Genomic DNA, 11,596 nt, shown 5'->3' with positions numbered 1-11,596 from the left:
CTCGGTCAGTTCGCGGACGCCTCGTGGACCAGGGCGACGACCCGGGTCAGTACGTCGGGATCGGTCTCCGGCAGCACGCCGTGCCCGAGGTTGAAGACGTGCCCGGGTGTGGCCGCGCCCTCGCCGAGCACCCGGCGCACCTCGGCCTCGACCACCGGCCAGGGCGCGAAGAGCACGGCCGGGTCCAGGTTGCCCTGCACCGCCCTGTCCGGCCCGATCCGCACCGTCGCCGCGTCCAGCGGGGTACGCCAGTCCACCCCGACCACGTCCGCGCCGGCCTCCCCCATCGCGCCGAGCAGTTCGGCGGTGCCGACCCCGAAGTGGATCCGGGGCACGCCCGCGTCGGCGAGCCCGCGCAGCACCGCCGTCGAGTGCGGCAGCACGAACCGGCGGTAGTCGGCCTCGGAGAGCGCCCCGGCCCAGGAGTCGAAGAGCTGCACCGCCGAGACACCGGCCCCGACCTGCACCTTCAGGAAGGCGAGGGTGATCTCGGCCAGCCGGCCCAGCAGCGCGTGCCAGACGTCCGGTGCGCCGTGCATCAGCGCCTTGGTGCGTACGTGGTTGCGCGACGGCCCGCCCTCGACGAGGTAACTGGCCAGGGTGAACGGCGCTCCGGCGAACCCGATCAGCGGGGTGTCGCCGAGTTCGGCGACGAGCAGCCGGACCGCCTCGTCCACAAAGGACACGTCGGAGGGGTCGATGGGGCGGATCCGGTCGACGTCCGCGAGGGTGCGTACCGGTTCGGCCACCACCGGGCCGGTGCCGGGCACGATGTCCAGATCCACCCCGGCCGCCGCCACCGGTACGACGATGTCGCTGAACAGGATCGCCGCGTCGACGCCGTGCCGGCGTACCGGCTGGAGGGTGATCTCGGTGACCAGCTCCGGCCGGCGGCACGACTCCAGCATCGGGATCCCGGCCCGCACCTCGCGGTATTCCGGCAGCGAACGCCCGGCCTGCCGCATGAACCAGACCGGGGTGTGCGGCACCGGCTGGCGCCGGCAGGCCCGGACGAACGGCGAATCGGCCGGGCCGCCCGGGGCCGGTTGGTCGTCTCGGGCCACGTTGCCCGCAGTCGTGGTGGTCATCGGCGCCATCGTGCCACGCGCCCCGATCCCGGCGACGCCCACCGCCGGGTTTTGTGGCGTGCCAGACGCGCCGGATCCGGCTGCGGTCGCCGGGGCAGGCAGACCCGATGTGCGGTGCGCCGGGCCGACCAGCCGCTCCGACCGGCGCGGCGCCCCACCACCGCGCAGACGATCGGCTTAGGCTGCGGATATGGCCTCCCCGATCGTCCAGCCTGAGACCTTCGCCCGCGCGGTGGCCGGGTTGCGGTCGGCGGCGCCCCGCGCGGAGATCGTGCTGGAGGAGGTGGGGGCCCCGCAACGGCTGGCCCCGTACGCCTTCGCGCTGGCCGCCACCGTGCGGCGCGACGGCGAGGAGGTGGCCACCGGACGGCTCATCCTGCTGCACGACCCGGCCGGACACGAGGGCTGGGAGGGGACGCTGCGCCTGGTCACCTACGTCACCGCCGAGCTGGAGATCGACCTCGCCGCCGACCCGCTGCTCCCCGCCGTCGGTTGGACCTGGCTGACCGACGCGCTCCAGGCGCGGGACGCGGCCTACCGGGCGCTCGGCGGCACGGTGACCCAGACCATGTCGACCCGGTTCGGCGAGCTGGCCGGCCCGCCGGCTGCCGGTGACATCGAGATCCGCGCCTCCTGGACCCCGGTCGACGACGACCTGCGGGCACACCTGCTGGCCTGGTGCACGCTGCTCGCCTCCACCGCCGGGCTGCCGCCGCCGGGTGTCACCGCGCTGCCGCACTCCCGGCCGGCCGGCGCCGCCTGACCAGCCGCAACTTCCGCCGAACCTCGTACGCCCCAACCGCTTCGGCGGCCCCAGCCGCCCCACCGGACCCGACTCGCCGGACCGGCTGCGCGACCCGAATCCTGGCGAAGACTAGGGTTGTCAGGTGACCGACGAACCACCCCTGCGCCGTCGGGCCGCGCAACGCCGAGCAGGGGACGAGCCGCACAGCCTTCCGGTGTCCGCGCCGGATCCCGAGACAGTGGGGCCCGACCCAACGCCCGGCGGGCCCGTACCGCTTCTCACCCCTCGCGACGGCACCCCGGCCCCCGTCGAGACACCCGCCGGCCTGGCCGACGTGGTGTCCCGGTTCGCGGCCGGCACCGGCCCGGTCGCCGTCGACGCCGAACGCGCCTCCGGCTACCGCTACAGCCAGCGGGCCTACCTGGTCCAGCTCCGGCGGGCCGGGGCCGGCACCGTGCTGATCGACCCGCTGCCCCTCGGCGACCTCCGCACCCTCGACGAGGCGATCGCGGACGCCGAATGGGTGCTGCACGCCGCCAGCCAGGATCTCGCCTGCCTCGCCGACCTCGGGCTGCGGCCGAGACGCCTCTTCGACACCGAGCTGGCCGCCCGGCTCGCCGGCTTCGAACGGGTCGGCCTGGCCGCGCTGACCGAACAACTGCTCGGCTTCACCCTGGAGAAGCACCACTCGGCGGCGGACTGGTCCAGCCGGCCGCTGCCGGAGTCCTGGCTGACCTACGCCGCGCTGGACGTGGAGATGCTCACGGAACTGCGGGACAAGCTCGCGGCCGAGCTGGACCGGCAGGGCAAGGCGACGTGGGCGGCCGAGGAGTTCGCCGCGCTGGTGGCCTGGGGTGCCCAGCCGGCCCGGCAGCGGCCGGACCCGTGGCGGCGGACCTCCGGCATCCACCGGGTGCGCGGGGCCCGGGCGCAGGCCCGGGTGCGGTCGCTCTGGTACGCCCGGGACGAGATCGCCGCCCGCCGTGACTCGGCGCCCGGCCGGGTGCTGCCGGACGCCGCGATCATCGCCGCCGCCGAGATGGACCCGAAGGACGAGCGGACCCTGCTGATGCTGCCCGGCTTCGGCGGGCGCTCGGTACGCCGGCTCGTCCGGACCTGGCTGGACGCCCTCGCCGACGCCCGGCAACTGCCGGACGACGCGCTGCCGGTGAGCCCGACGATCGACGGGCCGCCCCCGCCGCACCGCTGGGCCGAGCGGGACCCGGTGGCGGCCGCCCGGCTGGCCCGGTGCCGCGAGGTGGTGACCCGGATCGCCGCGGCGCACACCCTGCCACCGGAAAACCTGATCACTCCCGACTCGGTCCGCCGGCTGGCCTGGATCCCGCCGGAGGAGATCACTGCGGAGACGGTCGCCGAGACCCTGCGCGGGTACGGCGCCCGGAGCTGGCAGGTCGGCCTGATCGCCGAGGAACTCGCGGCGGCGCTGGTCGAGCCCACGACCTGACCCCGCGTCCGCACCGGCCCGCTGGCAGTACGGCTGTCCGGCGGGCCGGACCGGCAGCACAGGTCAGTGGTGCAGGTGCAGGGCGGGTCGGCGGATGCCGAGCAGTTCGTCACGGATCCGGCACCACTGCACGGCGTGCCGGATGCCGTCGGCAACGGAATACTCGGGCTTCCAGTCGAGCAGGAGTCGGGACCGGGTGCTCCGGGTGAACGAGCCGGCCGCGTCGCCGGGGCGGCGCGGCGCCTCGCGGGTCCGTACCGGCCCGACCGCCGCGGCGAAGGCGGCGACGAGTTCCCGGACGGTGGTCCCGTCCCCGGTGCCGAGATTGACCGCCTCCACCGACCGGTCGCCGCCGGGCGGCAGGATCTCGTCGAACCGGCGCAGCGCACAGACGTGTGCGCGGGCCAGGTCCCAGACGTGGATGTAGTCCCGGATTCCCGAGCCGTCCCGGGTGGGCCAGTCGGTACCGGTGATCAGAAACTCCCCGCCGTCGGCCCAGGCGTCGATCAACTTGCCCAGTGCGTGCGTCGGCCGGGGCACCTGGAGACCGGTACGCAGCAGCGGATCGGCACCGATCGGGTTGAAGTAGCGCAGCGAGAGCGCCCGCAGCGGGGTGGCCCCGGCGGTGTCCGCGAGCACCGTCTCCATCATCGCCTTGGTCCGGGCGTACGGGCTGGCCGGCTCCAGCGGTGAACTCTCGTCGACCGAGAGGTCGGCACCGGTACGGTAGATCGCCGCCGAGGAGCTGAAGACGTAGCGGGTGACCCCGTTGCGGAGGACGTGGTCGAGGAAGTCGAGCGACTTGGCGACGTTCTCCCGGTAGTAGCGCAGTGGCGCGCTGACCGACTCCGGCACCACGATGAGCGCCGCCGCGTGCACCACCGCGCCGATCTCCGGGTGCTCGGTGAAGATCCGGTCGAGCAGCGCGCCGTCGGAGATGTCGCCCCGGTAGAAGGTCCGTCCTCGGGTGAATTCGACCCGCCCGGTGCAGAGGCTGTCCAGGATCACCGGCTCGATGCCCTCGTCCAGGCAGGCCGACGCGATGGTGCTGCCGATGAAGCCGGCACCACCGGCGACCAGCACCTTCACCCGGACTCCTGGCTGATTGGAGGCTTTTTCACAATTGCTCGGTGTTTAGCCGGCAATAGCGGGATTACCGGAGCACCCAGCCGGACAATATGTGGTCCGAGCCACACGGGGTGCGCAAACGACACTAGTTACTGGCTAGTAGCATCCGAGGTACCCGCCCACCCGGGCCCCTGCGGCAAGGAGGCTCCAGTGCCCCGTGAAGTCCGGGACGTCGTCTTCGTTGACGGCGTCCGCACCCCGTTCGGCAAGGCGGGTGGGATGTACGCCCACACCCGCGCCGACGACCTGGTGATCCGCTGCATCCGCGAACTGCTGCGGCGCAACCCGCAACTGCCGCCGGAGCGGGTCGACGAGGTGGCGATCGCCGCCACCACCCAGATCGGCGACCAGGGCCTCACCATCGGCCGTACCGCCGCGCTGCTCGCCGGGCTGCCCAAGACGGTGCCCGGCTACGCCATCGACCGGATGTGCGCCGGGGCGATGACCGCGGTCACCACGGTGGCCGGCGGGATCGCGATGGGCGCCTACGACGTGGCGATCGCCGGCGGCGTCGAGCACATGGGCCGGCACCCGATGGGCGAGGGCGTGGACCCCAACCCGCGGATCCTGGCGGAGAAGCTGGTCGACCCCTCCGCCCTGGTGATGGGCTCCACGGCGGAGAACCTGCACGACCGGCTCCCGCACATCGGCAAGGACCGCGCCGACGCGTTCGCGCTCGCCTCGCAGGTCAAGACCGCCAAGGCGTACGCCAACGGCAAGCTCCAACCCGACCTGGTACCGGTGGCGATTCGCGACCCGGAGACCGGCTGGGGACTCGCCACCGTCGACGAGGCGCCCCGGGAGACCTCACTGGAGAAGCTGGCCACCCTGAAGACACCGTTCCGCCCGCACGGCAAGGTCACCGCCGGCAACGCGGCCGGGCTCAACGACGGGGCCACCGCCAGCCTGCTCGCCGCCGAGGACGTCGCCCGGGAACTCGGGCTGCCGGTGTCGATGCGACTGGTGTCGTACGGCTTCGTCGGGGTGGAGCCGGAGGTGATGGGCTACGGCCCGATCCCGTCGACCGAGAAGGCGCTGCGGATCGCCGGGCTCTCCATCTCCGACATCGGCCTCTTCGAGCTGAACGAGGCGTTCGCGGTGCAGGTGCTGGCCTTCCTCGACCACTTCGGCATCGCCGACGACGACCCCCGGGTCAACCAGTGGGGCGGGGCGATCGCCATCGGCCACCCGCTCGCCTCCTCCGGGGTACGGCTGATGACCCAGCTCGCCCGGCAGTTCGCCGAGCACCCCGAGGTGCGGTACGGCCTCACCGCGATGTGCATCGGCATCGGCATGGGCGGCACGGTCATCTGGGAGAACCCCAACTGGAAGGGCGAGGACAAGTGAGCGCGAGGAGTGAGCCGGGTTTGCGAGCCCCGCAGTGCGATCGGAAGGTGGCGCAGTGACGGTTCCGCGTAACCCGAACGAGGTGGTCACCCGGTCGCTGCTCCGGCTGGTGGAGGTGCCGGGGCTGGACCGCCCGGCCGCGCTGATCACCCTGGACAACGGCCTGGACCACACCAAGCCGAACACCTTCGGCCCGGCCGGTCTGTCCAGCTTGGACAAGGCGATCACCGAGGCGCTCGCCGCCGAGCCGGCGTTCGTGGCGGTGACCGGCAAGCCGTACATCTTCTGCGTCGGCGCCGACGTGACCGGCATGCCGCTGCTCGCCGACCGGGACGAGGCCCGGGAGATCGGCCGGCTCGGGCACCGGGTCTTCGGCCGGCTGCGCACCAGCGCCGTGCCGACCTTCGCGTTCGTCAACGGTGCGGCGATGGGCGGCGGGCTGGAGTTGGCGCTGCACTGCCACTACCGGACGCTCTCCGGTGGCGCCGCCGCGCTGGCCCTGCCCGAGGTCTCCCTCGGCCTGGTACCCGGCTGGGGTGGCACCCAACTGCTGCCCAACCTGATCGGCATCGCCGGTGCGGCCCAGGTGGTCATCCAGAACCCGCTGACGCAGAACCGGATGCTCAAGCCGAAGCAGGCCGCCGAGCTGGGCATCGCGGACGTGCTCTTCGCGCCGGCCGACTTCCTGGAGCGCTCGCTGGAGTGGGCCGCGCAGGTGGTGCGCGGCGAGGTCCAGGTGACCCGGCCGGAGGTCGACCGGGAGATGTGGGACGGCGTGCTCTACTTCGCCCGGCAGATGCTGGACGAGCGGCTGCACGGCGCGGTCCCGGCCGCCTACCGGGCGCTGGAGTTGCTGGAGCTGGCCCGCGAGGCGCCTACCGGGCCCGCCGACGGCGACCCGGACGGGCTGCCGAAGGGGATGGCCGCCGAGGTGGAGGCGCTGGCCGAGCTGGTCTTCAGCGAGGAGTTGCGCAGCGGCCTCTACTCCTTCGACCTGGTGCAGCGCCGGGCCAAGCGGCCGGCCGGGGCCCCGGACAAGGCACTGGCCCGGCCGGTGACCAAGGTCGGCATCGTCGGCGCCGGCCTGATGGCGTCGCAGCTCGCGCTGCTCTTCGCCCGCCGGCTCCAGGTGCCCGTGGTGCTCACCGACCTCGACCAGTCCAGGGTGGACTCCGGCGTCGGCTACGTGCACGCCGAGATCGACAAGCTGGTCGGCAAGGGCCGGCTTCCCGAGGGTACGGCCGCCACGCTGCGCGGCCTGGTCAGCGGCTCGGTCGACAAGGGCGTCTTCGCCGACGCCGACTTCGTGATCGAGGCGGTCTTCGAGGACCTGGCCGTGAAGAAGCAGGTCTGGGCCGAGCTGGAGAAGATCGTCTCGCCGGAGGCGGTACTCGCCACCAACACCTCGTCGCTCTCGGTCAGCGCGATGGCCGCCGACCTGGAGCACCCGGAGCGGGTGGTCGGGTTCCACTTCTTCAACCCGGTCGCGGTGCTGCCACTGCTGGAGATCGTCCGGGGCGAGCGGACCGACGACGCCACCCTGGCCACCGCGTTCGCGATCGGCAAGGAGCTGCGCAAGTCCTGCGTCCTGGTCGCCGACGCGCCGGCCTTCGTGGTCAACCGGCTGCTGACCCGGTTCCTCGGCGAGATCTTCGCGGCCGTGGACGCCGGCACCCCGCCCGAGGTGGCGGACGCCGCACTCGACCCGCTCGGCCTGCCGATGCGCCCGCTGGCGCTGCTCCAGCTCGTCGGGCCGGCGGTGGCGTACCACGTCGGCGGGACGCTGCACGCCGCCTTCCCGGACCGCTTCGCGGTCAGCGAGAACCTGAGGCGGATCGCCGAGTCCGGCAAGCCGCTGGTGGTCGACGGCGACGTCAACCCCGAGGTGGCCGGGCTGCTGGAGGTCGGTTCCGCGCCGCTTCACGCCGAAGAGGTACGCCAGCGGGCGCTGGACGCACTCGCCCAGGAAATCCGGCTGATGCTGGACCAGGGTGTGGTCGCCGAGCCGCAGGACATCGACCTCTGCATGATCCTCGGTGCCGGCTGGCCGTTCCACCTCGGCGGTGTCACGCCGTACCTGGACCGGACCGGCACCTCGGAGCGGGTCACCGGCCGCCGCTTCCTGCCCCGGGGCGCGGCCAGCCTGCCCGCCTGACCGGACCCACCCATCCCCCACGATCGCGGTGATCAGGGACCTGTCCCGGCGAGTCGCACGGCGCGCTGTGCGACTCGGTCCCTGATCACCGCGATCTGCCCGGACACCGACGGTACGCGGAACCGGCTCAGCCGGTCCGCAACCGCCAGCCCTCGATGTGGGTCGGCGCGGTGGTGCTCTGCGGGTAGTAACCCCACTCCTCGCAGCGTCCGCCCGGCACCGGCTCGTCGGTCACTCGGGTCGACGCCCGCCACGCCTCCACCGCGTAGCTGACCTGGTACGCCTCCACGCCGTACTCGGCGATCAGCCGGCTCCGGGGCGGCACCGGCACCGCGATGCTCACCCCCCGCTCGGTGACCTGGGTCATCACGATCTGGGTGCTGACGTTCGTGGTGAAGAACCTGTCCTGCCCGGTCGCGCTGATCCCGACCGTCGCCTGCACGCTGAAGGTGCGGGACACCCGCGAGGTGATGGTGTAGTTGACCGTGCTGTCGGTGCCGTTGTCGAGCAGTTGGCCGTCGCTGGCCAGGAACGTCGGGGTGGCACTGTGCAGGGTGTAGCGGTAGCCCTCCCAGACCCGCCCGAAGCGGCCGCTGGAGAGAAGCCGCCAGTCGGTGATGGTGTCCGGACACGGCACGATCGCGCCGGCACTGGCGACGCCGGGCCCGACCGCCACCGCCGGTACGGCGAGCACGCCGGCCAGCAGTGTGAGTACGCCCAGCCGCGCCCGCCACCGCCCTCCGCCCCGACCCGTGGATGTGCCGAGCTTGGCCTTCCAGGTGTTCACGTGACCTCCCAGGGATGCCCTGACGCGACTGCGTCGTACGGTTGCCAACGGTGGTGGCGGGACGCCGCGATTTGCCTGCCCGACCGGGCGGGGGCGCCGGCCGGGCAGGAATCGAGATTCGCGTACCGGACTGAACTACCACTGGACGTCGACTGGATTCGTCCCGTCGGGAGGACCCGGCAGGCATCCTTCACCGAGTCTCCACGGCGGGGTCGGGGCGAATCCGGTTGCGCCGTCGCTCGCGCCCGCCGACATTCAACGGCATGGATGAGGAGACGAGGCGGAACCGGATCGCCTGGGAGACCGCCTCCGCCAAGCACGTCCGGGAATACCAGGAGCTGCTACGGCAGGCCCGGGAGGGTTCGTCGCTCTTCCCGGCCGAGGTCGCGCTGCTCCGGCCGCTGCTGCGGTCGTCGCCGACGGTCGTACACCTGCAGAGCGGGCACGGCCTCGACGACGTCGCGCTGGTCCGGGCCGGGGCGCGTGCCGTGCTCGGAGTCGACTTCAGCTCGGTGGCGGCCACCGCCGCCGCCCGCCGGGCCGCCGAGCTGGCGGTCCCCTGCCGGTACGTCGTCGCCCGGCTGCCCGGTGCCCCGCTGGGGGACGGCTGCACGGATCTCGTCTACACCGGCAAGGGTGCACTGATCTGGCTGCCCGACCTGGCGGCCTGGGCCCGGGACGCCGCCCGGCTGCTCCGGCCCGGTGGCCACCTCTTCGTCTACGAGGGCCATCCGGCGGTACCGCTCTGGAGCTGGGACTCCGACGAGCCCCGGATCCGCCCGGACCGCAGCTACTTCGGGCGGTCGCACGTCAACGACACCTTTCCCGGGCACGGTGCCGTGGAGTGGCAGTGGACGCTGGGCGAGATCGTCGGCGCGGTGCTCGCGGCCGGGCTGGAGCTGCGTCACCTCGCCGAGTTCCCCGAACCGTTCTGGCGGCCGGCCGGGGTCTCGGCGGCGGCCTGGCGGGGCCGGCTGCCGAACACGTACGCCCTGCTCGCCCGGCTGCCCGACTAGCAAGGGCCGCTCCACACCGCTACCGGTGCGGAGCGGCCCGCTCCCGCGTACTACCCGGGCTCAGCCGGTGCGTTCGGCGGCGCTCCGCTCGACGCAGAACTCGTTGCCCTCCGGGTCGGCGAGCACCGCCCAGCCGGTGCCGTCCGGCCGCCGGTGGTCGGCGACCAGGGTGGCGCCCAGCCCGAACAGCCGGTCGACCTCCTCGTCCCGGGTCCGGTCGGTCGGTTGCAGGCAGATGTGCAGCCGGTTCTTGCCCGCCTTGCCCTCCGGCACCCGCTGGAAGAAGACCTGCGGCCCGACGCCGTCCGGCGCCAGCAGCGTGATCTCGTCGTCGCCGGGCTGGTCCTCCGGACGCAGGGACCGGTCCAGCACCTCCGCCCAGAAGCTGGACAGCTTGTAGGTGTCGGCGCAGTCGAAACTGACGTTGTGGATGATGGAACTCACAAATCCTCCATAGTGGAGTGCGCGCCTCGCGGAGAAACGCGGATCGGTCAGCGGTGGCCGAGGCGAGGCGCGGGACAGGACAGCGCAACCATCTTCCGCACCTCCCTCCGGTAATCCGGGCTGACGGCGGCAAGCCTGGCACGGCCCGACGGGATCGGCAACCGCGTTTTTCCACCGTCGCCCGGTCGGCAACCGACCGGAAAGGGTGGCAACGCCAAGCACATGGACGGCCACCAGGCGGTGAGCGACACGCCGGAAATTCGGCCGGTACACCGGCTGGACCGCTCCGGCCGTAAGGATGAGCGGTCAGGCCGGCTGGTCCGCTGGGCCGAGAGGAAGCACGACGACAGGCAAGGAGCGACCGGTGCCCCTCCCACAGCTTCGCCGGGTCCGCTGGGCCGTGCGCGCCACCCTGGCCCTCGGGGTCGCCGCCTCGGTGGTGGCCAACATCCTGCACGCCCGGGACAACCCGATCAGCCAGGCCATCGCCGCCTGGCCACCGCTGGCCCTGCTGCTCACCGTCGAGTTGATCTCACGGGTACCGGTGCACCGCCGCTCGCTGGCGTTCGCCCGGATGGCGGCCACCGCCACCATCGCCGGGATCGCCGCCTGGGTGTCGTACTGGCACATGGTCGGGGTGGCCGCCCGGTACGGCGAGACCGGCGCGTCGCCGTACCTGCTGCCGCTGTCGGTCGACGGCCTGATCGTGGTGGCCAGCATCTGCCTGGTCGAGCTGGGCGGCCGGATCTCCACGGCGCAGGCCGAGCAGACGGCCGGAACGACGAGCGCCGCAGCGGCGGAGTCCGGCCCGGCGGATTCCGCCGCTGCGGCCGGTTCCGCCCAAACTGGCGGGTTCGACCGGGCCGTCGGATCCGAGCAGGCCGCCGGGACGCGCCGGCGTCCGGCCGCGGCACCGGACGGCGTACCGCTCGGCGCGGTCGAGCCGCTCGGCCGGGGTATCGGCGAGATCCTCGCCATCCCGTCCGGCGGGGCGGGAGCCGGCGGGACGCAGGCGGGCACACCCGGGGACACCGGCGCGGCGGCGCCACCGGACGCCGGAACCGCCGCCAGGACCAGGAAGGCACCGACCGGAGCGGCCCGGAAGCGGGGCTCGACCGGGCGCGCGGCCAAGCCGGGCGCCACGGCCCGGCCACGCCGGCCGATCACCGAGACCGCCGCGCTGGCCGCGGCGATCCAGGCGGAGCGGCCCGAGGCCAGTGACGCCGACGTGGCGCGGGAACTCGGCATCACCACCGCCCGGCTGCGCGCGATCCGCCGCGAGGTACGCGAACTCGACCTCGTCGCCTGAACGCAGAACCGTTAGCCAGATGCGGGGTCCGCGCCGGGGCCGGCCTCCGCCAGGCCGGTCGGGGTGCCGGGAGTCGGCTCGGGCGGCGTACCCGGGACCGGCACGCCGGCCG

The 11,596-nt window shown here is 73.3% G+C and carries 10 protein-coding genes; 6 read left to right on the top strand and 4 right to left on the bottom strand.

The features are described 5' to 3' along the window. Positions 1-5: 5 nt before the first annotated feature. Complete coding sequence (gene hemE, locus ACSMXO_RS10100; RefSeq protein ID WP_455417477.1) at positions 6-1,088, bottom strand: uroporphyrinogen decarboxylase; 1,083 nt, start codon at positions 1,086-1,088, stop codon at positions 6-8. 190 nt (positions 1,089-1,278) lie between these two features. Here hemE and ACSMXO_RS10095 point away from each other — a divergent pair, with 190 nt between their 5' ends. Both ACSMXO_RS10095 and ACSMXO_RS10090 read left to right on the top strand, forming a co-directional pair. After that, positions 1,279-1,851 (top strand): DUF3000 domain-containing protein, encoded by a 573-nt coding sequence (locus tag ACSMXO_RS10095; protein ID WP_455417476.1) that lies wholly within the window; start codon positions 1,279-1,281, stop codon positions 1,849-1,851. Positions 1,852-1,975: 124 nt separating this feature from the next. Continuing rightward, positions 1,976-3,298 carry a ribonuclease D gene (locus ACSMXO_RS10090; RefSeq protein ID WP_455417475.1) on the top strand — a complete coding sequence of 441 codons (1,323 nt, stop codon included), beginning with the start codon at positions 1,976-1,978 and terminating at the stop codon, positions 3,296-3,298. Positions 3,299-3,361: 63 nt separating this feature from the next. Here ACSMXO_RS10090 and galE read toward each other — a convergent pair whose 3' ends face one another. Next, positions 3,362-4,387, bottom strand: a complete 1,026-nt coding sequence (gene galE, locus ACSMXO_RS10085; RefSeq protein WP_455417474.1) for a UDP-glucose 4-epimerase GalE — start codon at positions 4,385-4,387, stop codon at positions 3,362-3,364. Positions 4,388-4,576: 189 nt separating this feature from the next. Here galE and ACSMXO_RS10080 point away from each other — a divergent pair, with 189 nt between their 5' ends. Beyond that, entirely contained in the window at positions 4,577-5,773 is a 1,197-nt protein-coding gene (locus ACSMXO_RS10080; protein WP_455417473.1) for a thiolase family protein, read from the top strand. A gap of 55 nt (positions 5,774-5,828) precedes the next feature. Then, positions 5,829-7,928, top strand: a complete 2,100-nt coding sequence (locus ACSMXO_RS10075; RefSeq protein ID WP_455417472.1) for a 3-hydroxyacyl-CoA dehydrogenase NAD-binding domain-containing protein — start codon at positions 5,829-5,831, stop codon at positions 7,926-7,928. A gap of 127 nt (positions 7,929-8,055) precedes the next feature. Here ACSMXO_RS10075 and ACSMXO_RS10070 read toward each other — a convergent pair whose 3' ends face one another. Then, positions 8,056-8,715, bottom strand: a complete 660-nt coding sequence (locus ACSMXO_RS10070; protein WP_346259595.1) for a hypothetical protein — start codon at positions 8,713-8,715, stop codon at positions 8,056-8,058. Between the two features lie 263 nt (positions 8,716-8,978). Between ACSMXO_RS10070 and ACSMXO_RS10065 the strand changes: the two genes are divergently transcribed. Continuing rightward, a complete protein-coding gene (locus tag ACSMXO_RS10065) occupies positions 8,979-9,731 on the top strand; it encodes a class I SAM-dependent methyltransferase (protein WP_455417471.1) in 753 nt (250 codons plus the stop codon). Positions 9,732-9,791: 60 nt separating this feature from the next. Here ACSMXO_RS10065 and ACSMXO_RS10060 read toward each other — a convergent pair whose 3' ends face one another. Then, a complete protein-coding gene (locus tag ACSMXO_RS10060; protein ID WP_346259597.1) occupies positions 9,792-10,175 on the bottom strand; it encodes a VOC family protein in 384 nt (127 codons plus the stop codon). 364 nt (positions 10,176-10,539) lie between these two features. Between ACSMXO_RS10060 and ACSMXO_RS10055 the strand changes: the two genes are divergently transcribed. After that, positions 10,540-11,484 carry a DUF2637 domain-containing protein gene (locus tag ACSMXO_RS10055; protein WP_455417470.1) on the top strand — a complete coding sequence of 315 codons (945 nt, stop codon included), beginning with the start codon at positions 10,540-10,542 and terminating at the stop codon, positions 11,482-11,484. The last annotated feature ends 112 nt before the right edge of the window (positions 11,485-11,596 follow it).

This window comes from Plantactinospora sp. DSM 117369, assembly GCF_053764795.1.
The sequence above is the reverse complement of the archived record's forward strand: the minus strand, read 5'-3'. Positions and strand labels throughout refer to the sequence as shown.